Origin of the sequence: Streptomyces lushanensis (assembly GCF_001700515.1) — a bacterium.
GTDB classification, from domain to species: domain Bacteria; phylum Actinomycetota; class Actinomycetes; order Streptomycetales; family Streptomycetaceae; genus Streptomyces; species Streptomyces lushanensis.
The window spans coordinates 1-24544 of record NZ_MAUD01000019.1 but is presented as its reverse complement, the minus strand read 5'-3'; the positions used below and the strand labels follow the sequence as shown (position 1 = coordinate 24544).

Sequence of the window (24544 nt, the reverse complement as noted above, 5' to 3'; positions counted from 1 at the left end):
CGGCACCGGAGGGTTCCCCCGGGCTGATTTCCCGTGCCGCGCGGCCATGTCGCCCTGTCCGAGGGGAGCGTTCCCGATAGCACTTCGCATCTGGCTCAGCAGCGCGGGGGTCGCCGCCACCGAGGTGGCCCGGATGTTGCGTGAGAACCCCGACGCCACCGATGTCCGTATCTACGGCTCCAACATCAGCCGGCACGCTCCCGCGCTCGCGGCCTGTGACGTGGGCGAAGTCGAACCACACCGGGTGAGCAACGCGGCCTACGCCGAGTTCGCCCTCGACTTCTGCCGCCGGCACGCCATCGACGTCCTGATACCGCCCCGGCGACTGGACGCGCTCGCGCCCTACGCCGACGCCTTCGCCGCGGACGGCACGAAGCTCATGTGCTCACCGGCCGCCGCGGTCTCCACACTGACCAGCAAGAGTCTGACCTACGAGGCCGCCCAGGCGATCGGTGTCCCCGTACCGCCCTGGTGGATCGTCTCCGACGGCGAGCAACTCCGCGCGGCGGCACGGCAGATAGCCGACGCGGGCAGCACCGCCTGTATCAAACCCGCCGGAGAGTTCTCGGCGTTCGGCTTCCGTATCCTCGACGACGAACCCCTGCGCATGCAGGATCTGCTCGCACCGGCGCGGCCGATCGCCTCCGTCGGCGCGGTGGCCGACGCGCTGGACCGGGCGGCGGACCAGGGCGAGAAGGTCCCCGAGTTCATCGTGATGCCCTATCTGGACGACCCGGAGGTGAGCATCGACTGCCTCTCGGCCCCGGGCGGCGAGATGGTCACCTGTGTCGCCCGCTCCAAGGACGGGCGCTACCGCCATCTACTCGACGCCCCCGCCCTGACCGCCATAGCCCAGCGCCTGGTGAGCCATTTCCGGCTCGCCTATCTCTCCAACGTCCAGCTGCGCCACTGGCACGGCCGGCCGATCCTGCTGGAGGCCAACCCACGGGCCTCCGCCGGAATCTTCCAGACCGCCTTCGCCGGAGTGAACCTCCCGTGGGCCGCGGTACGTCTGCTGCTGACGGGCGATCCCGGTCGGCTGGCACCCCGGCTGGGCGGCCGTGTCGCCGTCACCGAGTCCGTCATGGCCATCGGCCCGTCCGAGTCCGTCCTTGCGCCCGGGCCTCTTCTCCCGCCGAGGCCCGTCATGTCGCCCGAGCCTCTTGCCCCGCCCGTGCCCGTCGGGGCAACTGCCGTCAGTGCGGCGCCACTTGTCTAGAAGCTGAGTTCCCGGCCGGTCGCCGGGACATGAGAAGAACGGTGGGGGGCACCGCCCTCCACCGCCCTCAGCTCCACCGGACCGATCACGCCCTCTCCTGGGGTGACTGTGACCTGGGGTCACAGGATGAACGCCTGCCTGGTTGCGTCCGCGCGTCCCGAGCAGCATGGCGGGGCCGGACGGTCCCTGCCGCCGCCGGAGCCGCACGTGGCTTCTCCCGTACGGCCCCCGTCGCCGCCGGGACTCCCCACGACGCCCGAAAGGCAGTGATCCCCTTGAGCGGTCCCCCGGACGCGCACGCCCCCGACACCGCATCCGAGACCTTCGACCGACTGCGGTACGCCGGCGTCTTCGCCCTGCTCTTCCTCTTCGGCACGGAGACCTTCCTGGTCTCTCCGCTCCTGCCGACCATCGCGGAGGACATCGACGTCAGCGAGGCCGCCGCGGCCTCCAGTGTGACCGCGTACGTCCTCGTGTACGCGATCTGCGCGCCGTTCCTCGGTCTGCTCAGCGACCGGTTCGGACGGCGGCGGACCCTGTTGGCCGGTGCCGCGCTCTTCCTCGTGTCCAACGCCATCGCCGCGCTCTCCACCGGACTGGCGCTGCTGGTCGTCTCGCGCGCCGTCGCCGGTCTCGCCGCCGCCGCCGCGGGCCCCGCGATCTGGGCCCATATCGCCGAGACCGCGCCCGACCGGGTGCGTGGCCGGGCCCTCGGCCTCGGCATGGCGCTCTTCTCCTGCGGCCAGGTGATCGGCGTACCGCTCGGCGCGGTGCTCGCCGGCCGGGCCGGCTGGCGCTCCGCGTTCCTCGCCATGGCCGTGGCCACCGCCCTCGCGCTGCCTCTGCTGCTGCGCCAGCTCCCCGCGAGCACCGGCCGGCCGGCCCAGGTCGGCGCGGTCAGGGCCGTGCTCGCCGGATGGAGCGATCCGACGCTGCGCAAGGCGCTCACCGTCAACACGGTCTTCCACGCGGCCAATCTCGGTGCCTACACCTTCCTGGGCGCCCTGCTCGTCGACCGCTTCGACCTGTCCGTCTCGGAACTCGGACTCGTCGGCATCCTGGTCGGCGCGGGCAGTGTGGCCGGCTCCCTGCTCGGCGGCCGGCTGGGCGACCGGGCCCGCGCGGCCGGAGGCAACCAGGTGCCGCTGCTGCCCGTGTGGGGAGTCGTGATGGCGGCGGGCATCACCCTGTCGGCCTGGGGCCCGGGACCGGTGCTCGCGCTCGCCGGCGTGGTCGTGTGGTTCGTGGCCAGCGGCGGCTTCGTCACCGACCAGCAGACGCTGGCGGGCACCGTCGATCCGGAGCTGCGCGCGACCTCCAGCGCCTGGCTGACCTCGACCATGTACGCGGGCACCGGCATCGGCGCCTGGGCGGTGGGATCCTTCGCCGAGGTCACCACCGGCACCCTGGTCATCGGTACCGGTCTGGCGGTCCTCGCGGCGCTGGGCGCGCTCACGGTCGGCGCGGGCCCGAAGAAGGCCGTACGGCAGGATCAGCCGGCCTGACGTCCCGCGCCCGCGCCCGGATCGACGGACCGCAGAGGCCGCTCGGTGAGGGCTCCCATCCGGGCGCGGTCCGTGGCGGACACCGGTGTGAAGAGCAGCACCAGCGCGCTCGGGTCGTCCACCGGGTGGAAGGACGAGAGCGACAGCTCGGTCCTGCCGATCCCGGCCGGCTCCACGACGACCGTACGGGCCGTCAGCTCCGCCACCGAGTGGCATCCCCACCAGTGGCGGAGCTCCGGCGCGTCCTCGTCCAGACGCCGGTAGACCTCGTCGGTACGGGGATCCTCCAGCGCCGGGCCCGCCTGCGCGCGGAAGTGCTGGAACACGTTCATGGCCAGCGGCTCCCAGTCCCGCAGCACCGTCCGCAGCCGCTGGTCGGCCACCATCAGCCACATCAGATTGCGGCGGTCCTCGGGAACGGTGTCCGGGCTGCCCCACAGGGCTCCCCACGCGGTGTTCCAGCCCAGCAGATCGAAGTACCGGTCCAGCAGGACGGCCGGACTGGCGGTCCAGGAGTCCAGCACCGGCTGGACGGCGGCGGCCAGTCCACCGCCGCCGCCGTCCTCCTCCGCCGGGAGCGCGGGATCGTGGTAGCCGGCCAGCCGCATCGCGTGCCGCTGCCCGGCCGCGTCGAGCCGCAGCGCCCGGGTGACCGCGCCCAGCACCTGCCGGGAAGCGGTCACCCGGCCCTGCTCCAGCCAGGTGTACCAGGCCAGTCCCACGCCCGAGAGCGAGGCCACCTCCTCCCGGCGCAGCCCGGGGGTGCGCCGGCGCGCGGTGGCCACCAGCCCGACGTCGGCGGGCTTGAGCAGCTCTCGGTGGGCTCGGAGGAACGCGCCGAGTTTCGCGCTGGGGAGGGGAGTTGACATCGTGGCTCCTCGGCCGGACAGGACGGGTGTCGGCGGGCCCGCCGGGTCCGGGTGCCCGCCCTCTCAGCGTAGTCGGACGCTCACCGGCGCGGGGTGAGCCGCCAGAGCCGTACGGGCATCTCGCTGACCCGGCCCCGCTCGCGCTGGCGCCGCCAGGCGCTCTCGCCGACCGCGGTGAAGAAGGCCGCGCGCCCGGCCGGTTCGAGGAGCCGGGCGTAGTAGTCGCCGAAGGTCGCCGCGTGGAAGTGCTCGTACTGGCTCCCGCTCTCGACGGTGACCACCGCGTCGCGCTCCAGGGAGGAGTCGACGTGGAAGAACCGCTCCAGCAGCGCGCCCAGTTCGCTCTCCGTACGGGTCCTGGTCGCGATGGGCAGGACGCCGCCGTCGGAGAACACCGAGGGCACCGCGCTCCGTTCGGTGCCGAGGGCCACCAGCGCGTCACGGACGAGGTCGTCCTCGCCGCCCAGCCCGTGCGCGTCCCGGTCCGGATGGTAGGTCGTCAGCAGGAAGACCCCGTCCGGGGCGAGTTGACGGCTGATCCAGTCGAGCGTCCGCTCCTCGTCCGGATAGAGCCAGTGCAGCACCGACGTCATGGTCACCACGTCGGCGCCGTCGGGCAGTTCCGGCAGTTCGGGCGGCGCCGTCAGATCGGCCCGGTGCAGCCGGACCCGGTCGCCCCGGGCGCTCAGCAGCTCGGCGGCCTCGGCGATCCGGTGCTCGGAGCGCTCCAGGCCGACGGCCAGCCGCAGGGACGGGTGCCGCTCAAGTGCCTCGTGCAGCAACTGGCCGATGCCGCTGCCGAGATCGAGCAGCACCTCGGGCTCGCCGGTCACCCGGTCGAGCACCCAGTCGCGGTCGTGGATCTGCCGCAGCGCGCTGGCGTGCGCGTAGCCGGCGAGCGTACGGGCCTGGATCTCGGTGGCGGACGCGGTCACGGACTGACCTCCTGAGGAGCGGCGGGCGGGGCGGGTACGTCGATGAGCCGTTGGAGCCGTTCCCGGACGGCGCTCTGGTCGTACCGCTTGTAGAGGTTGATGCGGTTGCGGGCCAGATCGCCGCGGTGGACGTACTCGTACAGATGCTGGCGCTGTCCGAAGGCGTCGCCGGTGAGTTCCCAGGCGAGCCGGAACAGCCGGGACTTGCGCTCGGCGTCGATGCCCCGTCCGCGCATGTACCGGTCGAGATGCGGGCGCAGCCGGGGATGTGCGAGATCGTTCTCGGTGGGCTGCATCAGCAGCCCCGAGGCGCCGATCCCGCGCACGATGGCGACGGCGCTCTCGGCGACCTCCGCGGACCAGACACGGCTGGCGGCGGTGTCGCCCGGGGCCAGCAGACCGCTGTCGGTGACGGTGGCCCTGGCCTCGGCGGCGTCCAGGAAGAGTTCGGTCAGTTCGGCGTAGCCGGCCAGCCGGCCGAGGTCCTCCTGGATGTTGCGGAAGCCGTCCACACCGATGCTCTCGGCGACAAGGGTGGCCGTGGCCAGCAGCGTCCGCAGCCGCTCCCGGTAGCGGACATGGCCGATGTACGCGCTCCAGGCGTTGATCCGGCCCAGTCCGCGCCGGGCCAGCTCACCGTCGCGCAGCAGGAACACCCGGTCCCAGGGCACCGTCACGTCGTCGAAGAACAGCATGGCGTCCTGCTCGTCGAAGCGCGCGCCCAGCGGATGGGCATGGCCCCAGGGACTGCTGCCGAGCGGCTCGCGGCACAGCGTCACCAGACCGGGAGTGTTGAGCGGCAGCGCGAACCAGACCACGAACTGCTCGCCGCGGCGCTGGGTGAAGGACGCCGAGAGATAGACGAGCACCTCATGGGCGAGGGGCGCGAGCGTGGTGAGCTGCTTGGCGCCGCGTACGACGATGCCGCGGTCGTTCTCCTCCAGCACCCGCAGGGCGAGATCGGGATCGTCGACCGGATCGGTGGAGCGGTCGATCTGGGGGTCGCCGAGGGCGTGCGAGAGCACCAGGTCGTTGGCCGCGCAATGGCGGTACCACGCCTCGGCGTTGGCGCCGAAGCCCGGACGCGCCCGCTCCAGCTGATGGCGGAAGTCGTGCACACCGACGGCGATGGACGCCATGAAGGCGGGCGAACGGCCGTGCTGGCCGAGGGACTCGGCGTGCCAGAACTCGGCGCTGCGCCGCTGTACGCGCAGCTCCTCCAGGGTGCGCGGCGGCTGGTAGCCACGGGCCAGCCGCGCTCCGGTGTCCGGGTCCTTCCAGGTGAGCAGCTCGTGATGGGCGGGATCGTGCTGGAGGTCGAGCAGCCGGGCCAGCTCGTCGACGGCGGGCCGGAAGGCCGGGTGCGCCGCGGTGTCGGTGACACGCGCGCCGTCCAGGTACAGTTCGCGGCCGTCGTTCAGCTCGGCCCGGTAGCGGTCGCCGGTGAGCAGGCCCCTCCCCGGCCCCTTCCCCGGTGCCGAGGTGTCCAGTCGGGTCATGCGCGGGCTCCTGTCGACGTCATCGGTTGGTGGTGGAGAGTGCGGTAGCGGCCGTCGTGGTACAGCAGCGGCTCGCCCTGACCGACGTCCGCCTCGACCACCCGGCCGACGAGAACGGCGTGGTCGCCGCCCGGCAGGACGCTGTGCAGCCGGCAGTCGAACCAGGCGAGGCTGTCCTCCAGGACGGGCGCTCCGGTGTCCTCGCGCATCGGGGCGTGGGTGAAGAAGCCGAGGGCGTGACCGGCCCCGGGAGAGGCGAACCGCCGGGCGAGCGGCTCCTGGGCCGCGCCCAGTACGGACACGGCGTACCGGGCGCTGGCGCGTACCGCCGCCGCCAGCGGACTGCGGGCGTCGACCGCCACACTGATCAGCAGCGGCTCCAGGGAGAGGGTGCACAGCGAGGAGACCGTCTTGGCGAAGACGTCCTCGCCGGAGCGCGCGGTGAGCACGGCGACACCGGTGGTCCAGCGCCGCGCGGCACCTCGGTACGCCTCCGCCTCGGCGCCGCGGACGGGCCGGCGGGCCGCGCTCACCGCAGCCTCACCCGGTACGCGCGCAGCCACTCGTCGACCTGCACGAGATGGTCGAGCCCGCCGACCGGGTTGGGCGCGGTGCGCGGGCTGGGCAGCGGACGGCCCTCGGCGAGCGCGCGGCGTACGGTCTCCCGGTCGACCAGGTCGAACACCGGCGCCTGGGAGTCGGCGAGCAGTTCGTGCGCGCGGGCCGTGAGCACCTCCGTGTAGCGCACGGCGGGCGTGGAGGGGTAGCCGCTCTTGGGCCGGTCGGCGACCTGCGGGGGCAGCAGATCGCGTACGGCGTCGCGCAGCAGGCCCTTGGACCGGCCGCCGGGCGTCTTGACCGCCCAGGGCACGTTCGCCACGTACTCCACCAGCCGGTGGTCGCAGAACGGCACCCGGACCTCCAGACCGACGGACATGCTGACCCGGTCCACCCGTTCCAGGAGCGGCGGCAGCCAGCGGGTGAGCGCGAGATGGAAGATCTCGCGGATACGGCGGTCGGCGCCCTCCTCGCCCTCCAGCCGCGGTACGCCGGCCAGCGAGCGGCGGTACTGCTCGGCGGTGTACTCCCCGGGCCTGACCTCGGCGGCCACCTCGGGACGCAGCAGCGCGGCCGGAGTGGTGCGGCCGTGCAGCCAAGGGAAGGTGTCCGCGGCGAGCGCCGCGGGATCGTGGAAGTAGGGGTAGCCGCCGAAGATCTCGTCGGCGGCCTCCCCGGACAGGGCCACCGTGGAACGTCTGCGCACCTCGCGGAAGAGGAGGTGCAGCGACGCGTCCATCTCGCCCCAGCCGGGCCGGTCCCGGGCGCGCAGCACCGCGTCACGGGCCTCCAGCAGGTCGTCGTCCGGGATGAGCACGGAGGTGTGGAGGGTGCCGATGTGCTCGGCGGCGGCCCGGACGAAGGGCGCGTCCGCGCCGGTGCGCCAGGCGTCGGGCGCGCGGTCGGCGCTGCCGGGGAAGTCCACCGAGAAGCTGGTCACCTTGGAGTGGCCCGCGCGCTCCCGCGCCGCCGCCGCGAGGGCGGTGACGGCGCTGGAGTCGACACCGCCGGAGAGCAGTGTGCAGAGCGGGACATCGCTGAGGAGCTGGCGTTCGACGGTGTCGGCGAGCAGCGCCCGCACCCTCTCGCGGGTGGTCGCGGGATCGTCGGGGTGGGCACGGGCGGTGGGCCGCCAGTAGAGGGCGGTCCGGGTCCCGCCGCGCCGTACGGTGACGGTCTGGCCGGGGAGCACCTCGTGCAGCCCGCGGAAGACGCCGTGGCCCGCGGTCGGCGCGGCGGGCAGGGCGAACAGTTCGGCCACGCCCTCGGCGTCGAGTTCGGCGTGGAAGAGGGGATGGGCGAGTACGGCCTTGGGCTCGGAGCCGAAGAGCACCCCGGAGGCGTGCGGATGCCAGTACAGCGGTTTGACGCCCAAGTGGTCGCGCACCAGCAGGAGTTCCCGCGCGCGGTCGTCCCACAGCGCGTACGCGAAGATCCCGTTGAAGCGGCGGGGCGCGTCGGCGCCCCACTGGAGATGGGCACGGAGGACGACCTCCGTGTCGGAGCGGGTACGGAACTCGTGGCCGAGCGAGCGCAGCTCCTCGCGCAGCTCCGGGTAGTTGTACAGCTCGCCGTTGTAGGTCAGCACCGTGCGCGGCCCGTCACCGGTGACGGTGCCCATGGGCTGGGCGCCGTCGTCGGGAGCGATGACGGCGAGTCTGCGGTGGCCGAGGGCGGCGTGCCGGGAGAGCAGGACGCCGGAGTCGTCCGGACCGCGGCAGGCGAGCGTCGCGGTCATGGCCCGGAGCGTCGCCTCCTCGTTCCGGAGATCGGTTTCCCAGTCGATCCAGCCGGTGACTCCGCACATCAGGGCTCCTGGAGTTCGTCGGTGGGGGAGGGCGCGGCGCCCGGGACGGGAGGCGCGGTGGCCTCCCAGCGGCAGCCGTGCCCGGTGGGGCCGGTGCGCAACTGGTGCGCGGGCACATAGCCCTTGGCGCGGATATTGGCGCTCAGGGCCTCGGTGCAGTACGTGCAGGGCGAGGCGAGGGTGAGCCGTACGCCGTTGCGGCGGGCCTGCTCGCGGTAGTCCCAGATGGCGCAGTGGGTGATGGTGAGCGCGGCGTGCGTGAGGCCCGCCGGCGCGGTGTCGTCGTCCTCGAACTCGTCGTCGAACTCGTAGTCGGAACCGTAGAGTTCGGCCTGACGGGCGATCCGGTGGACGGGATCGCCGGCGCCCCGGCCGTGGTCGGGTTCCACCTGGCGGTGCACCCCGGCGTTGGCGCGTGCCCAGTCGGCGAGTATCGCCTCGCCGTAACGGGCCACGAGGAAACGTTCCATCAGTGCTTGGTCCCGGAAGAAGACCCGCTGCCATTCGGCGGCCGGAGCGGTGCGCGGATCCGGCAGATCGGCGAACAGCTCGGCCTGGAGGGCGAACCAGTCGGTCAGATGGACCTCGTCGCCGAGCGAGGCGAGCAGCCCGGTGAGACCGGCCTCGGCCTCGTGGAGCCGCTGCCGCCACAGGGCGGAGCGCTCCGCGTCCGGCATCGAGCGGTACGGGTTGCGGGACTTCTCGGGTCGTACGGCGCCGCCGGCCGTGCCGTCGTCCGGCAGGACCGTCGTCCGGGCGCGTCCGCTGTCGGCGGATTCCGTCTCGGGCGGTGTACCGGTACCGTCCGCGACGGTGTCGCGCGAACCGGCGCGGGCGATGCCTCCTTCGGCCGCATCGCTCATCGGGATCTCCTTGGCCAGGCGTGGATGAGGACCGGGCGACTCCTGGTCCGCCCGTAACGCTAGGTACGCCGCCATGGCCCCCAGAAGCCCCGAACGGAGTCGGTAACGGCGACGATGGGCCCACGCGGGATGCTCCAAAGGTCGCCCCGCAAAGGACGGGCCGCCGGCGGGCACGCCGAAGGGCGGGCACCCGTCAGGGGCCCGCCCTTGAGCCTGTCCTGAACGCGGGAGGCCGCTGTTCACCGGAGCCGGGCCTCCGCCGCGCGCCGGTGGGACGGGTCCGGCGCGGCGCGCGGCGCCGGACCCCCGTCGTCGCCCCGGTGGGCGTGCGCGCCGTGCGCCCCGGGCCGGGTCAGCCCGCCAGGCCGTGGCGGTGGGCGTAGAGCGCTGCCCGCAGGCGGTCCGACTGGCCCGTCTTGCGCATCGCCTGGGTGAGGTGCTTCTTCACCGTCGCTTCCGCGAGGGCGAGTTCGCGGCCGATCTCCGCGTTGCTCAGACCCCGGGCGAGCTGCGCGAGCACCTGGCGTTCACGGCCCGTCAGCCCGCAGTGCTGCGGCAGTGGTTCGCCCGCGTGGCCGGCCAGGCTGGCGGGATGGACCTGGACCGGAGGCGGCGCCGGCAGGAAGACCGTCGCGCCGGCCGCCGCCATCGACACCGTACTGATGATCCGGTCCTCCGCCAGTTCGAGCGGGAAGCAGCCGCTCGCCCCGGCGAGCAGCATCCTGCTCGCCTCCGTGGTGCTCTCGGCCCGCCGCAGCAGCAGCACCCGCGCGCCCGGGAAGCCCTCCGGGCCGCGCAGCCGGACCACGGCGGACAGGTCGTCGCCCAGCGTGTCGCCGCCGCCGAGCAGGACGACATCGGGACGGATCCTGCGTACGGCCTCCAGCGCCCGGTCCGGATCGCCCGAGCTGCCGACCACCGCCATGTCCGGCACGGGCCCGAGCACACTGCGCAGTCCTGCGCACGCCACCGGATGGCGCTCCACCAGGAACACCCGGGTGGGCAGCCGCTCGCGGTGGGCGGACTCCGTGCACAGCGGATGGCCGCAGGCGCAGCCCACGGGTGCCGGGTTGAGCCGCGGCGAGGCCGTCAGGCCCGGTGCGCGGTCCTCCTGCTCGGCGAGCATCTGATGGCCCGCGATCAGATCGAGCGGGTTGTCGATCTCGGTGTGCAGCGCCTCGGGGCCCGTACGCCCGAGCAGCGCGCGCGGCGCGCGGCGCGCCGGCTGCCGCCGTCCACGCCCGGCGCCCGGGTCCGCCCCGGTCAGGAGTTCCATGGCCGGCCACCCCTCCGGCGGAGGGCGACGGCCGTTCTGGGAGCACGTTCTCGGAAGTGGTATGGCATCGCGCTGCGTTCCCCTCGGATACGACGGTGACGCCGGAGTTCTCCCGCGTACCCCTGGCCTGCCATCAGGTCGGCGGTGACCTGGGCCGGGGTACGGAAAGTGCCGGCAGAGGAGGAGAGGGCGCCGCTGTTCGGGGAAGAGCCGAAGGTCAGCGCCGCGTGAGGGCGCTACACAGCTCGTCGAAGCACCTGCGGTGCCACGAGCCGCCGATACCGACCAAGGTGAAGTCGGTGCACGGAATAGCCATATTTACAGCCTAGTAAGGGGCTTGCTGTGGGTCAATGTCGGCCAGGGCAGCACCGGTCACACCCACCCCCCTGCCGGGTCCGCCCGATCCTATGACCTCGGGTATCAGCATGAACTGTTGCCTGGCTGAGGGGTGTTGGCATCCCCCATTCTTCGACACGGCGGCCCGGTCCGGTCTCACCGGGCCCGACGGCGCCGCGCCGGTCCGTCCCCGCGACCGAACCCCACGACCGAGGGCTCCGACGACCGTGGCCGCACCGTGGCCGCACCGTGGCCGTTTCGCGCGGACGGCCCTGCGAATCGACCTTCCGAACGGGCGCCGGGCGGTGGCGCCGTACCGGCCCCGGCCGCGGTCCCCACCGGCCACCCCGAGACCGTGCCACCACACCGCGCCGCCACCCCGAACTCCCGGAAGGACCGCTCATGTTCCGCCGCCCATGCCCGCCCGCCGCCGGTCGCCCCGGTCTCCTCGCCCGGCGGGCCGAAGGGTGAGGCGCTTCCTGCTGCGCCGGCTGCTGCTGGCCGTGCCCACCCTGCTCGGCGTCACGGTCGTGGTCTTCCTGACGGTCGCCCTGATCCCGGGCGATCCGGTCGGCGCCCTGCTCGGTCCCGGCGCGCCCCCGGAGTCCCGGCGGGAGCTGACCGAGCGGCTCGGCCTCGGTGAGCCGGTGCCGGTCCAGTACGGCAACTGGCTCTGGCACGCGCTCCACCTCGACCTGGGTGTCTCCATCTCCGCGCAGCGCCCGGTGACGGAAACGCTGCTGCCCGCGCTCGGCCAGACCCTGCTGCTCACCGCGGTCGCGTTCGCCCTGGTCGTCACCGGCGGGACCGCGCTCGGCACGCTCGGCGCCCTGCGTCCCCGGGGAGTGCCGGGACGGCTGTCCGGCGCGCTGAACACGCTCGCCGTCTCCGCTCCCCAGTACTCGGTGGCGCTGCTGCTGATCGCCGTCTTCGCCGTATGGCTGCGCTGGCTGCCCGCGGGCGGTACGCACGACGTGTTCGGCGGCGGTGGCCCCTTCGACCTGGTACGCCATCTCGTGCTGCCCGCGACCGCCGCCGCGCTCGTACCACTGGGCCTGACCGCCCGGGTGTTCCGTACCGCCCTCGGTTCCGTGCTCACCTCGGACCTCGCGGACAGCCTGCGGGCCCGAGGGCTGAGCCGGACCGCCGTACTGCGGCACTGTGTCCACAACGCCTCGCCCGCCCTCCTCACCATCGGCGGGCTCCAGCTCGCCTATCTGCTGGAGGGGGTCGTCTTCGTGGAAACCCTCTTCGCCTGGCCGGGTGTCGGACGGCTGCTGTACGACGCGCTCACCGCACGCGACCTTCCGCTCGTCCAGGGCGGAGTACTGCTGGTCGCGGTCGCGTTCGTGGGCATCAACATCCTGGTGGACGCGGCGCACGCGCTCGTCGATCCCCGGGTCAGGAGCGCGCGATGACCCGGCCGGCCGCCATGACACAGGCTCGGAACGCCCAGGACACCCGGAATGCCCAGGAGGAGCGGCGGGCCCGGAAGGGACGGAGGGCACGCCTTGCACGGGGCCGGTACGGGCCCGGGCTGCTGGTGCCCGCCGGGCTGGCCGCCCTCCTCCTGCTGCTGGCCGTCGCCGGTCCCTGGATCGCTCCGCAGGACCCGGCCGCCGGAAGCCTGGACGACCGGCTGCTCGGCCTCTGGACACCGGGCCATCCACTCGGCACCGACACCCAGGGCCGGGACATGCTGAGCCGGCTGGTCGTGGCCGTGCGGCCGTCCTTGACCGGCGGGCTGCTGCCGGTGGCCGTCGCGGCGGTGGCGGGCACACTGCTGGGCGCGGTCGCCGCCCTCGCCGGACGGATCACCGAGCAGGCCCTCCTCCGTACGCTGGACGTGCTCTACGCCTTCCCCGGCGTACTGCTCGCCATCGCCGTCGCCTCCCTGCTGCGACCGGGGCTGACCACCACCGTGATCTCCCTGTCCTTCGTGCTCACCCCGGCGGTGGCCCGCGTCTGCTTCACCGAGGTGCAGCGCATCCGCACCGCCGAGTTTCTGGAGGCCGCGCGGGTGAGCGGCGCGGGCCGGGCCGCCGTGGTGGTCCGCCAGGTCGCCCCGGTCGTGGCCCCCGTCGTCCTGGTCTACTGCTCGTCGCTCGTCGGCCTGGCCATCGTCTACGCGGCCGGACTCTCCTTCCTCGGGCTGGGCGTGGCACCGCCCGACCCCGAATGGGGCGCGATGCTGGACGAGTCGCGGCCCGCCCTGCTGACCCACCCGTCCGTCGCCGTCCTGCCCGCGCTCACCATCCTGGCTGTCTCGGTGGTCTTCAACACCCTCGGCGACGCCCTGCGCGCACGCGCCGGCGACAGCGGGGCGCTGCTTGCGGAGGCCGTCCGATGAGCCGTCCCGCGCCGAGCACGTCGTCGAGCCGTCCCGCGCCGGCGAGCCGTTCCGTACCGAGCACGTCGGCGCTGGCCGTCACGGAACTGACCGTCCGCTATCCGGGAGCGGCCGGTCCGCTCCTCGCCGTCGACCAGGTGACCCTCACCGTCGAACCCGGCGGCGCGCTGGTCCTCGTCGGTGAATCGGGCAGCGGCAAGACCACCGTGGCCAGGACGGTCCTCGGACTGCCCGGCCACGGCGCCGAGGTCACCGGGCGCGTACAGGTCGACGGCACCGATCTGCGTCCGCCGGACGAGCGCGCGCTGTCCCGGATACGGGGCCGGCGCATCGGCTATGTGCCGCAGGACCCGACGGGATCGCTGGATCCGCTGCGCCGGATCGGCTCCCAGCTCACCGAGGTTCTGCTGCGCCACGGCATCGCCACCGGGCGCGGGGCGGCGCGGGCGGCCGTGCCCGGTCTGCTCGAACGGGCCGGGATCGACGAACCGGACCGGATCGCCCGCAGCTATCCGCATGAACTGTCCGGCGGACTGCGCCAGCGGGCGGCGATCGCCCTGGCCGTGTCCTGCGTTCCCGGACTTCTGGTGGCCGACGAGCCCACCACCGCCCTGGACGCCGTGGTCCGCTCGCAGATCCTCGATCTGTTCGCGTCCCTGCGCGCCGTACACGGGATCGCCCTGCTGATGGTCACCCACGATCTCATCGCGGCCCGGCGGATCGGTGGCCGGGTCGCGGTCATGCGCGGCGGCCGGATCGTCGAGTCGGGAGACGCGGAACAGGTGCTCACCCGCCCCCGGCATCCTTACGCGGCCGAACTGGTGGCCGCCGGAGCGGGAGGCCACCGGTGACCGAGGCCCTGCTCTCCCTCACCGGGGTGACCAAGCGCTACCCGGGCGGCGCTGCGACCGGGCGCGACGCGGACGGCGGCGGCAGGCCCGCCCTGGACCGGGTCACGATGACCGTCGCCGCGGGCGAGACGGTCGGACTGGTCGGCGAGTCCGGCTCCGGGAAGTCGACACTCGCCCGGCTGAGCCTCGGTCTGCTCGCGCCGACGCTGGGCACCGTACGGTTCGCCGGGCACGATCCGTACCGGCTGCGCGGCCGGTCCGCCCGGCCCGTACGCGCCCGGTTGCAGTTCGTGCCGCAGCATCCGCGCGGCTCTCTGAACCCGGCTCTGAGAGCGGGTGAGGCCGTGGCCCTCGCCCTGCGGACACACGGCACGCCCCGACGCGAACGGGCCGACCGTACCGCCGAGTTGTTCCGTCAGGTCGGACTCGATCCGGCGCTGGCTCGGCGCTATCCGCGCGAGCTGTCCGGAGGGCAGCTCCAGCGGGTGGCCGTGGCCCGCGCGCTGGCCACCGGTCCCGAGCTGGTGGTCTGCGACGAACCGACCTCGGCGCTCGATCTCCGGGTCCAGGCGCAGGTGCTGGATCTGCTGGTCGGGCTCCAGGAGAGCCGGGGACTCGCGTATCTCTTCATCTCCCACGACCTGGCCGTGGTCCGCCGGCTGGCCCACCGGGTGGTGGTGCTGCGGCAGGGCCGGGTGGTGGAGGAGGGCCCGGCGGCGGACCTCTGGGCGGCGCCGGCCCATCCGTACACCCGGGCCCTGCTCGCCGCCGCGGAGGCACCGTCCCGTACGGCCGCCGCCGCGTCGGCCCCGGCGGACACGGCCGCCGTCCCCGCCGCCTCCTTCGACGCCACCACCGTCGAGCCCTCCGCACCGCTCTGACCGGCCCACGCCGACCGCCGGCCCAGCCCACGCCGACCGTCCACCCCACGCCGACCGTCCACCCCACGCCGACCGTCCACCCCACGCCGACCGCCTGCCGATCGCCGAACGTCCGCCGACCGACCCATGGAATCCCGCACACAGAGGACCGATATGACGCACCGCCCTCCTCACCACCACCGCGGCCGAGCGAGAACCGCCTTCTCCGCCCTGGCCCCGCTCTGCGCCGGAGCCCTGCTGATCACCGTCTCCGGCTGCGCGCCCGGCTCCGGGGACGGCGGCCCCACGGGAGCCTCCGGGCCGGGCGGCACCCTGGTCATCGGCGCGACCGGAAAGCTGCCCAACACCGACACCGTGATCGGCGGCGCCGGGTTCGAGGGCAAGCGGCTGGTCAGCTTCCAGCTCTACGAGGGCCTCACCCGCTACGACCTGTCCGTGACGGACGGCCCGCCGCCCGTCACCGGCGCGCTCGCCACCTCCTGGAAGGTCGCCGCCGACAAGAAGACCTGGACCTTCACCCTGCGCCAGGGTGTCACCTTCCAGGACGGCACACCGTTCGACGCCGACGCGGTCCTCTTCAACCTCGACCGCTATCTCGACAAGAAGAGCGCGTACTACACCGACGCACTGGGCGCCGCGGCGGGCGAGTACGCGGGCGGGATCACCGCCTACCGCAAACTCGGCGCCGACCGGGTGGAACTGGTCACCAAGGAGCCCAACGGCCACTTCCCCGAGGACCTCGCCCATGTGCTGATCGCCAGCCCCGCCGCCGTACGCGCCACCGGATCGGCCGACTTCTCCCGGCACCCCGTCGGAACAGGTCCGTTCGCCTTCAAGTCCCAGAAGCCGGGCGAGGAGATCGAACTGGTCGCCAACACGTCGTACTGGCGCGGCGCCCCCAAGCTCGACAAGCTGGTCGTCAAGGCGCTGCCGGACGCCGCCGCCCGTACCGCCGCGCTGCGCTCCGGCTCCGTCAACTGGATCGAGTACCCGAACCCGGACGACATCGAGAGCCTGAAGGCCGACGGCGCGAAGGTGGTCACCAACAGCTACGACCACCTCTGGTACTGGATCCTCGACACGGAGAAGGGCCCCTGGAAGGACGCCAGGGTCCGGCGGGCGGCCAACTACGCCGTCAACCGCGAGGCGATCGCGGAGAAACTGCTGCACGGCACCGCCGACCCGGCCTACCAGGCCGCTCCCCGGGCGACACTCGCGTACGACAAGTCCGGTGACCTGTACGGGTACGACCCGGCGAAGGCCAGGGAACTGCTCGCGGACGCCGGATACGCGGACGGGTTCAGCACCTCCGTGACCGTGCCCACCGGAGGATCGGGAAATCTGCTGCCGGTGCCGATCGCCGAGGCGCTGCAACGCGACCTGTCCGCCGTGGGCATCGAGGTGGAGATCCGTACCACCGACTGGTCCACCCTGATCGGCGCGGAGGCGAAGGGCGAGGTGGCCCTCGGCTCCGACGCCGTCGCCCAGTCCACCACGCTCTTCCAGTCCGAGGCGCTCCTCCCGCTGTTCATCGGCAGCAGGAGCCCGTTCTGGACCGGCCACTACAGCAACCCCGAGGTGGACGCGCTGCTCGCCTCGGCGGCCGGTTCACCCGACCAGGCCGGGCGGCAGGCCGACTACCGGCGGGCCCTCGCCGAGGTGACCGAGGACGCGCCCTGGCTCTTCGTCGTCAACGACCGCAATCCGCGGGCGCTCGCCCCCACCGTCCACGGACTGGTACAGCCGCAGTCCTGGTTCCTGGACCTCACCACGGTACGGGTCGGCAAGTAACCCCGTACACGGCACGCAATCCCCGTACGGCATGAAAGGACGGCCGGTTCCATGACCGCCGAGCAGCCACCGCACCACCATCCCGTTGTGACCCCGCCGGCCAAGTGGGGCGTCACCCTGCCACTGCCGGGACTGACCATCGACCGGCACCGCTTTCTGGTGGAGCGGCTGCCCGACCTCGGCTACACGGACGTGTGGAGCGCGGAGGGCGGCGGCACCGACGCGTTCACCCCGCTGGCGGCGACCGCCGCGTGGTCGCCGTCCCTGCGGATCGCGACGGGGATCGTACCGGTGCACACCCGCGGACCGGCCGTCCTCGCCCAGACCGCGGCGACCCTGGCCCAGCTCGCCCCGGGCCGGCTGCTGCTGGGACTCGGCGCCTCGGTGCCCGCCCATGTCACCGACATCAACGGCATCCCGTTCGACGAGCCGTTCAAACGCACCAGGGACGTGCTGCGCTTCGTCACCAGGGCACTGCGCGGAGAATATGTCTCCGGGGACTTCGACACCTTCTCCATCACCGGCTACCGGCTGCCGCATCCGCCGACGGAACCGGTGAAGGTGATCCTCGGAGCGCTCAGGCCCGGCATGCTGCGGCTGGGGTTCACCGAGGGCGACGGGGCCATCTCCAACCTGCTCTTCCCGGAGGACGTCCCGAAGGTGCTGGACGCGGTCGGCCCGCAGCCGCCCGGCAAGGAGCTGGTGGTGAAGGTGTTCGTGTGTCCCACCGAGGACACCGACTACGCGCACCGCGCGACCCGGCCCTTCCTCGCCTGGATCCTCAACCGCGAGCCCTACCGGAAGTTCCACGAATGGCTGGGCCACGGCGAACTGCTGCGCGCGTCGCACGAGGCGTGGGCGGCGGGAGACCCGGAGGCGGCACAGAAGGCGCTCCCGGACGAGGTGGTCGACGGGCTGTTCATCAGCGGGTCCCCCGAGGAGTGCCGTGAACGCATCCTGCGCTACAGCCGGCCCGGTGTGACGACGATCCAGCTCTATGTGTCGCTGCCGCCCGAGGTGTTCGTGAGCAGGGCGCGGCTGCTGGACACACTGGCCCGGCTGGGGCCGGCGGGCCGCTGACGGCGCCGCCCCGCGCCCCGGGCCGGCGGTCCGCGGCGGGCCCCGGACCGGGGCGCTTCCGGTCCGGCCGACGAGACGGTTGAGGAGTGCGTATGGAACTCGATCTGCGGGGCGGTGTCAGGGCCGCGCCGGTCCTCGGCAGTACGCCGCGTGAGCGGCAGGCGCTGCGCTTCGCACCGGATCCGCCGGAGCGCGACGCCGATCCGGACCATGTGGCGCGTACCGCGCGCGAGAACGAGGAGGACGGACTCGACAGCGCCCTGGTGACCCAGTCGAGCTCCTGGCCCGATCCCTGGCTGGTGGCCGCCTGGGCGCTGGCGGCCACCACCAGATTGCGGATAGCCGTGGCGCACCGGGCCGGTACGACGGCTCCCACCGTGGCGGCCCGGGCGCTCGCCACGCTGGACCGGCTCTCCGGCGGACGCGCCTCGGCCCATGTGATCGTCGGGTCCAGCGACGCGGATGTCGCCCGGGACGGCGACGGCCTGGGGAAGGCGGAGCGCTACCGGCGGGCGGGCGAGTATCTGGAGCTGTTCACCAAGAACCTGACGGAGCGTCAGAGATTCGACTTCGAGGGCGAGTTCTACTCGGTGCGCGACGGCGGACCGGGCCTCTGGCCGCGCCCGCGCGCCGAACTGCTGTCCTTCGGCGGCTCGTCGCCCGAGGGCGTGGAACTCGCCGCGCGGTTCGCCGAGGTGTACGCGGTCGCTCCCGGCCCGCTGTCCGTGACCCGGCGGCGGATCGCGGCGGCGCGGGCGGCGGCGGCAGCGCACGGGCGGACCCTGCGGATCTGGCGCCACCTCACCCTGGTGCTGGCCGCGACGGACGAGGAGGCGGCGGAACGGGCGCGATCCATCGGCCGGGACGCCGTCCGGCTGACCACGGGCCCGGACGGCGGCCCCTGGCACCGCGCGGTCCAGCTGGACCGGGACCGCGAGCGCGGCCGTGCGGATCCCGCCCCGGGCGCGGAGCAGCTCACCGCGTACGTCCGCCGCTCACTCGCCGGCGCGTTCGTCGGTTCACCGCAGAGCGTGGCGGAGCGCGTCGGCTGGCTCCGGGCGGCCGGTGTGGACATCGTCCAGCTGGACATGTCCGTGGAAACGGACGAGGACCGCGACCTCCGGAGAGACCTGGTGGCGCGCCTGCGCAACGACTACGTCCCGCCACCGGTCCGCACGACCCCGCACTACCGCCGGGGCTGGTGACCCGCCGCGCCGCCCGGCCCGAATACATCCCGTACCCGAAGACGTCCCGTACGCGGGCGCTTGTCCGCCTCACGAGGCACCGCGTCCGATGCCGCCGGCCGATCCGCCGGGGACGACGGGACACCCCTTAGCCTGGGAGCATGAGTGACTTCTCCACCGGTTCCTCCGAGGGCGGGGGCAATACGGAACTGCGGGAGTTCCTGCGCTCGCGGCGGGCCAGGATCACACCCGAGCAGGCCGGGCTGTCCCCGCAGGGCGGTACCCGGCGGGTGCCCGGGCTGCGGCGTGAGGAGGTCGCCCGGCTCGCCGGGGTGAGCGTCGACTACTACGTACGCCTGGAGCGCGGGCGTACGGCGAGCGTCTCCGAGAACGTGCTCGACGCCGTGGCCCGAGCGCTGCGGCTGGACGACACCGAGCGCGGTCATCTCCTCGCCGTCGCCCGGCGCACCCGCGCGCACCGGACCCCGACGGCGCCGCAGCGGGTACGGCCCGGGCTGTACCGGGTGCTGGAGACCGTCGGTGACGCTCCCGCCATGGTCCTCGGCCGCCGTATGGACGTCCTGGCCGCCAACCGGCTCGCACGGGCCCTGTTCACCGACTTCGAGGCGCTGCCGCACCGGGAGCGGAACATGGTCCGCTTCATCTTCCTGGACGAGGCCGCCCGCGAGCTCTACATCGACTGGGAGTCCTCCGCCCGGGGCTCCGTCGCCGCCCTGCACCTGTACGCCGGACGCCATCCAGACGATCCGCTCCTCGCCGAGCTGATCGGTGAACTCTCCCTCCGTGACGAGGACTTCCGACGCTGGTGGGCCGACCACGACGTCCTGCGCCGTACCCATGGCACCAAGCGCTACCACCATCCCGTGGTCGGCGATCTCGACCTGGAGTACGAGGCCCTCACACCCGCCGCGGACCCCGAGCAGACACTCGGCCTGCACACCGCCGAACCCGGCTCACCCTCCGAGCGGGCCCTCCGGCTGCTCGCGGGCCGGCCGGCGCCTGCGGAGCGCGAGCGGCACGAGCCGGGGCGTCCTGGCCGGTCGGGGCCCGCCGCGGACCCAGGGAGGCCCTCGGCCGTCTGAGGGACCGCCCGCGCGGCTACTGCGCCGCGGACAGCTCGCAGAGCGCCGACCGGTTCGGCTGGTCGGTCTTGGTGATCAGGCTGGCGATGTGCTTCTCGACCGTGCGCGGCGAGATGTAGAGACGGGTCGCGATGGCCTTGTTGCTCAGCCGCTCCGCCAGGAGCAGGAAGACCTCGTACTCCCTGACCGTGACACCCCGGGTACGCAGCGAGGCCGGGATCCGGTTGCTGCCGACCCGTCGCTGGCGGACCGGGGCCCCGATACCGCGCAGCAGCGCGCGGCACGCGCCCGCGACCGCCGGTACCGAGGCCCGCTGGAAGTGGTGCTCCGCCTCGCGCAGCCACGCCTCCGGCTCGCCCCAGCCGTCGGTGTGTGCCGTCTCCGCGACCAGGCGGTGTCCGAGATGGCGCGCGGTGGGATGGGCGGCGGCGGTGTCGTGTGCCTCGTGGGCGGCCTCCGTCGCCGCCGAGGGTTTTCCCTCCCGGCCGAGGAGCACGGCGTCCGCGAGCAGGACGAAGTGACGGTTCCAGCGCATCTGCGCGGCCGAGGCGCCCGCGACCTCGCGGAACCGCTCCCGGCCCGCCGTCCCCGCCAGTACGTCCAGCAGCAGCCCGACGCCGTGCCGGCCGTCCAGATGGAAGGTGGTCGGATTCTCCGCCGTCAGTGTGCGCACCTCGTCCAGCTCCCGGACGGCCCGGGGCCGGTCCTCCTCCAGCAGCGCGCAGAACACCCCGGCGAGACCGAGGAGCAGCGGTTCCTCCTGGGAGCCGGTGCCGCCCATCCGCCGGAACTCGGCCACGGCCCGGTCCATGGCCGCCCGGTCGCCCTGGTGGGCGGCGCTCGCCGCCCTGGCCATCAGCACATAGCGGGCCACCGGTGTCAGCCGGAGCCGGGTCGCCATGGTCAGGCACTCCTCGCTCAGCTCCCGGGCCCCCGCGAACTCGCCGAGCAGCACACGGTTGAGGACGAGGATCCCGTCGATCGAGTAGACGACCGGCACGGCGCCGAGCCGCTGGGCCTCCTCCCGGGCCTCGGTCAGCGTTCTGGTGTCGCCCGCGGCCAGCCAGTGGATACCGCCGAGCCGGGTGAGCGCGTACATCCGCTGGAGCGGCAGGCCGTGCCGGTCGGCCGTCTCCAGGACCTGCTGCAGACAGGCCGAGGCCTCGCTCAGATCCCGCTCCCTGGCCAGCACTCCGAGCAGCTCCCAGGCCTGGCAGGCGACCAGCGGCAGACCGTGCCGCTCCGCCGCGTCGATCGCCCGGCTGACCAGCCTTCCCGCGCGCTGCGTACGGTTGGGTCCCGGCGTGTCGAGAGTGAGATGCGCCGCCACCACGTCGATCTGCGCGGCGTACACCTCGTCGGGCTCCGGGCCGAGGAGCGAACGGGCCCTGGCGATCTGGTCGTTGCCGTCGGCCCAGCGGCCCGCCACATGCGCGACCTGGGCCAGCCTGGTGTGCAGGGCCGCGAGCCTGTGCGCGCCGAGCCCGCCGCCCACCAGTTCCCGCAGACTGTCCGCGAGACTCAGTGCCCGCTCCACGTCACCGGTCTCCGCCAGTGCGGGCAGCAGTGCCTCCAGCGCCTCCGCGCGGGCCGGTGTGTCGGGCCCGGTGGCCAGCAGCCGCTCGGCCCGGCCGAGCAGTGCCACCGCGGAGCCGACCGCGCCGTCCGCGAGCGCGCGGCGCCCCGCCTCGGTGAAGAGCCGCCCGGCGCGCCGCGCGTCCCCGGCGTCCGAGCGGAGCGACGCGGCCAGCGGACACCAGTCGCCCTCGAGACCCGGGTGCAGGGACTCGACCGCGTCCGCCGCGCGCTCGCACAGGCCGGCCCGTGCGGTGGGGGTGAGCTGGGTGAGCAGCGCCTCCGCGGTCAGCGGATGGCGGAACGCGTACCAGTCGGGCGCGGGCTCGTCCGGTACGACCAACTGCGCGGCCACGCCCGCGTGCAGATGGCTGAGCAGACTCCGGTCGTCGGTGCCCGTCATCCGCTGGAGCACCGAGAGCGGGAAGCGCCGGCCCAGTACGGCCGCGGCGGACATCAGCATCCGGCCCTCGGTGCCCAGCCGGTCCGTACGGTGGATGACGCCCTGGACCAGGGCGCTCGGTACGGTACGGCGCAGATCACCGGTCAGCCGCCAGTCGTCGCCGTCCCGTACCAGCGAGCCGTCGCCGATGATCCCCTGGAGCAGCTCCTCGACGAGAAAGGGATTGCCCGCGCTGTCCCGCCAGACCAGCTCCAGCACATCGGCGGGCACGTGCTCGGGGGTGGTGTCCAGGCACGAGGCGACCAGCCGGGTGACATCGGGCCCGGACAGCGGCGGCAGCCGGAGCAAGGTCCCGGTCCCGCGCCGCTCCGCCGAGTTGGCCAGCCCCAGCGCGTCGCTCGGCTCGGCCCGGACGGTGGCCAGCAGCACGACCGGCAACTGCTCCAGATTGTCGATCAGATACTCCACGACGGCCAGGGTCTCGGTGTCGGCGTCGTGGAGGTCCTCCAGGATCAGCACACTGCCGCTGTCCCGGCCGACGGCCACGAGCAGCCGCAGCACCGCCTCGCCGAGGACGACCATCGAGCTCTGGTCGGGCTGGGCGTCGCCGCGCCAGTCGGGGATGAGCCGGCCGAGCACCGCCCGGTACGGGCCGAGGGCCGCCCCGTCCAGCGGCTCACCGCCCCGGGACAGGGGCATCAGCGCCTCGGTGAGCGGGCGGAGCGGCACCATCGGCCCGATGGTGCCGCTCCGCCCGCGAAGCACCCGCATGGTGGCGCCGAGTGCCGCGCCCGTCGCCTCGGCGACCAGCCGCGACTTCCCGATTCCTCCCTCACCGACGAGGAACAAGGCGCGGCCGTGCCCTTGCCGACAGCCGAGCAACGACTCCTCGATGAGGGCGAGCTCACTGTCACGACCCACAACTTCGGCTGCACGCGCATGCATGGACAGGGATCGTAGCGGTCGGACCGGTTCTGCCAGAGGGCGCCTGAGGACGGGATTCCGCTGTGAGGTCCGGTCAGCCGGGGCTGGAGACCGTGGTGTGCATCGCGCTGAGCGTGATGACGATGCCGCTGCCGAGGGTCAGTCCGGCGAGGACCCGGACGCGGGCGCAGGCCAGGTTCCGGCGTGCCAGGCTGATGGTGTCCGCGCCGACGGTGCCGGCCGGCTCCGGGGCGAGCGGGGATTCCTGGGCGGCGGTGTCCTCGGCGGAGTGCCGGGTGTTCTGCGATGTGGACATGATGGGTGATCCCTTCTGTGGGGGAAGACGGGGGAAGTGGTCACTGAGCCGTGGTGGGCGGACACGGGGCCGGGGCGGTGTCCCAGCTCGACGCGGCCCGGAGCCGGGGCGGTGTGGGATCGAGCAGCAGCACCGAGGGCACACGGTCGGCGAACCCCAGGCGGAGCAGGGCGTATCCGATGCCGGACAGCCCGGTGAGCAGCCCGGGGGAGTGCACGCGGCCGGGCGTGCCGCACAGATGGCCGCCGTACTGGAAGGCGCCGACGGTCAGTCCCGCACGCCGCGTCAGGGCGGTCCTGGCGTCCTGGTGGCCCCGCGCGGCGAGCACGGCGAGGGGCTCGACCGTGCCCAGATCGCCGTGGCAGAGGCTGTGGTCGGTCAGCGGCACCTGCGCGCCGAGCACCCGCACCGCCGCGTCGAGACGGGCGAGTGAGGTGTCCGGGACAGCGGTCCGGGTGACGGCGCCGGCCGAGGCCGGTCCCGCGGCGCCCTGGGCGGCCGGTCGGCCGAGGCGGTCGGCGGCGGCGAGGACCGCACCCGAGAGCCCCGAGCACCAGCTCAGATCCTCAGGCGCGTTGCGTTCCGCGGCGGCCAGCGCGGAATCCAGCAGGCGCCGCCCGGCCTCGGCGTACGGCACGCGGTCGCCGTCGGCGGCGTAGCGCAGCAGGGACCAGCCGATGCCCGCGTCTCCGAAGGCGAATCCCGGGGTGCCCGTGCCGCGGTGTCCGTGGTCCGTGCGCAGGAGCAGCAGCTCCGCGATCCGGTCGGCGTGGGCGGCGGCCTCCGGCGTCCCGCGTTCCCGATGTACGGCGAGCAGCGCGGCCAGCGCGCCCGCGAGACCGGCCGAGACATCGAGGGACACCTCGGCGCCGGGGGCGTCGTCGACCGACAGGGCGAGCGCGGTGACGGCGGTACGCAGGGTGTCGTCCGTGGCCCCCTCGGCCGATCCTCCCCGCTCCCTTTCCCCGGCCCCGGCCCCGGCCCCGGCCCCGCCCGTGCCCGCACTCCCGGCCTCGGCCTCACCGAGCAGGGTGGTCAGCCGCGCGACGGCGTAACAGATCCCGCCCAGACCGTGGAACGCGCCCGGTCCCACCGTCCTGCTGAGCCCGGGATCCGAGGCGAGCGCGGCGACCAGCGCGGACACCGGGGCCAGCGCCTCGCGCGCCAGGTCGGTGTAGCGGGACGAGCCGGTCAGCCGGCCGAGCTGCGCGAGGAACAG

The 24544-nt window shown here is 73.7% G+C and carries 20 protein-coding genes; 10 read left to right on the top strand and 10 right to left on the bottom strand.

The genetic code is table 11. The features are described 5' to 3' along the window. Positions 1-133: 133 nt before the first annotated feature. Entirely contained in the window at positions 134-1219 is a 1086-nt protein-coding gene (locus tag BFF77_RS01510; protein WP_169922594.1) for an ATP-grasp domain-containing protein, read from the top strand. Between the two features lie 275 nt (positions 1220-1494). After that, on the top strand, positions 1495-2724 hold the full coding sequence (locus BFF77_RS01505) for an MFS transporter (RefSeq protein ID WP_169922593.1): 1230 nt from the start codon (positions 1495-1497) through the stop codon (positions 2722-2724). On the opposite strand, the gene BFF77_RS01500 is transcribed toward BFF77_RS01505, so the two are convergent. From BFF77_RS01500 to BFF77_RS01470, 7 genes are all read right to left on the bottom strand, one after another. Continuing rightward, entirely contained in the window at positions 2712-3593 is an 882-nt protein-coding gene (locus tag BFF77_RS01500) for a helix-turn-helix domain-containing protein (protein ID WP_066942955.1), read from the bottom strand. The genes BFF77_RS01505 and BFF77_RS01500 overlap by 13 nt on opposite strands. A gap of 80 nt (positions 3594-3673) precedes the next feature. Continuing rightward, a complete protein-coding gene (locus BFF77_RS01495) occupies positions 3674-4528 on the bottom strand; it encodes a class I SAM-dependent methyltransferase (protein ID WP_066942953.1) in 855 nt (284 codons plus the stop codon). Continuing rightward, complete coding sequence (locus BFF77_RS01490) at positions 4525-6027, bottom strand: 4-hydroxyphenylacetate 3-hydroxylase family protein (protein ID WP_066942951.1); 1503 nt, start codon at positions 6025-6027, stop codon at positions 4525-4527. Before BFF77_RS01490 ends, BFF77_RS01495 begins: the two co-directional genes overlap by 4 nt. Beyond that, positions 6024-6560: a flavin reductase family protein gene (locus tag BFF77_RS01485; protein WP_169922592.1), complete on the bottom strand. Its 537-nt coding sequence runs from the start codon at positions 6558-6560 to the stop codon at positions 6024-6026. The genes BFF77_RS01490 and BFF77_RS01485 overlap by 4 nt, the downstream gene beginning before the upstream one ends. Beyond that, positions 6557-8392 carry an asparagine synthase (glutamine-hydrolyzing) gene (gene asnB / locus BFF77_RS01480; protein WP_066942949.1) on the bottom strand — a complete coding sequence of 612 codons (1836 nt, stop codon included), beginning with the start codon at positions 8390-8392 and terminating at the stop codon, positions 6557-6559. The genes BFF77_RS01485 and asnB overlap by 4 nt, the downstream gene beginning before the upstream one ends. Next, positions 8392-9255 (bottom strand): hypothetical protein, encoded by an 864-nt coding sequence (locus tag BFF77_RS01475; protein WP_066942947.1) that lies wholly within the window; start codon positions 9253-9255, stop codon positions 8392-8394. The genes asnB and BFF77_RS01475 overlap by 1 nt, the downstream gene beginning before the upstream one ends. Positions 9256-9607: 352 nt before the next feature. After that, complete coding sequence (locus BFF77_RS01470; protein ID WP_079124721.1) at positions 9608-10531, bottom strand: response regulator transcription factor; 924 nt, start codon at positions 10529-10531, stop codon at positions 9608-9610. An 803-nt stretch (positions 10532-11334) separates the two neighbouring features. Between BFF77_RS01470 and BFF77_RS01465 the strand changes: the two genes are divergently transcribed. The 8 genes from BFF77_RS01465 to BFF77_RS01430 all read left to right on the top strand — a co-directional run bounded on the left by BFF77_RS01465 (position 11335) and on the right by BFF77_RS01430 (position 20107). Beyond that, on the top strand, positions 11335-12285 hold the full coding sequence (locus BFF77_RS01465) for an ABC transporter permease (protein ID WP_107422038.1): 951 nt from the start codon (positions 11335-11337) through the stop codon (positions 12283-12285). Then, positions 12282-13217, top strand: a complete 936-nt coding sequence (locus tag BFF77_RS01460) for an ABC transporter permease (RefSeq protein WP_079124720.1) — start codon at positions 12282-12284, stop codon at positions 13215-13217. The genes BFF77_RS01465 and BFF77_RS01460 overlap by 4 nt, the downstream gene beginning before the upstream one ends. After that, complete coding sequence (locus BFF77_RS36135; RefSeq protein WP_066942943.1) at positions 13214-14068, top strand: ABC transporter ATP-binding protein; 855 nt, start codon at positions 13214-13216, stop codon at positions 14066-14068. Before BFF77_RS01460 ends, BFF77_RS36135 begins: the two co-directional genes overlap by 4 nt. Further along, positions 14065-14949 carry an ABC transporter ATP-binding protein gene (locus tag BFF77_RS36130; protein ID WP_066942941.1) on the top strand — a complete coding sequence of 295 codons (885 nt, stop codon included), beginning with the start codon at positions 14065-14067 and terminating at the stop codon, positions 14947-14949. Before BFF77_RS36135 ends, BFF77_RS36130 begins: the two co-directional genes overlap by 4 nt. Before the next feature lie 153 nt (positions 14950-15102). Continuing rightward, positions 15103-16740, top strand: coding sequence for an ABC transporter substrate-binding protein (locus BFF77_RS01445; RefSeq protein WP_066942939.1), 1638 nt, complete (start codon positions 15103-15105; stop codon positions 16738-16740). Between the two features lie 51 nt (positions 16741-16791). Then, positions 16792-17820, top strand: a complete 1029-nt coding sequence (locus BFF77_RS01440; RefSeq protein ID WP_066942937.1) for an LLM class F420-dependent oxidoreductase — start codon at positions 16792-16794, stop codon at positions 17818-17820. Between the two features lie 92 nt (positions 17821-17912). Beyond that, the gene (locus tag BFF77_RS01435) at positions 17913-19025 is read left to right on the top strand and encodes an LLM class flavin-dependent oxidoreductase (RefSeq protein WP_066942936.1); all 1113 of its coding nucleotides are present in this window, start codon (positions 17913-17915) and stop codon (positions 19023-19025) included. 140 nt (positions 19026-19165) lie between these two features. Then, positions 19166-20107, top strand: a complete 942-nt coding sequence (locus BFF77_RS01430) for a helix-turn-helix transcriptional regulator (RefSeq protein WP_079124718.1) — start codon at positions 19166-19168, stop codon at positions 20105-20107. A gap of 16 nt (positions 20108-20123) precedes the next feature. Here the strand turns inward: BFF77_RS01430 and BFF77_RS01425 are convergent, their stop codons facing one another. The 3 genes from BFF77_RS01425 to BFF77_RS01415 all read right to left on the bottom strand — a co-directional run. Continuing rightward, the gene (locus BFF77_RS01425; RefSeq protein ID WP_066942934.1) at positions 20124-23030 is read right to left on the bottom strand and encodes a helix-turn-helix transcriptional regulator; all 2907 of its coding nucleotides are present in this window, start codon (positions 23028-23030) and stop codon (positions 20124-20126) included. A gap of 73 nt (positions 23031-23103) precedes the next feature. Then, positions 23104-23325 carry a hypothetical protein gene (locus tag BFF77_RS01420; RefSeq protein ID WP_066942932.1) on the bottom strand — a complete coding sequence of 74 codons (222 nt, stop codon included), beginning with the start codon at positions 23323-23325 and terminating at the stop codon, positions 23104-23106. 40 nt (positions 23326-23365) lie between these two features. Next, on the bottom strand, positions 23366-24544 hold a 1179-nt coding region (locus BFF77_RS01415; RefSeq protein WP_281196217.1), incomplete at its 5' end, for a lanthionine synthetase LanC family protein.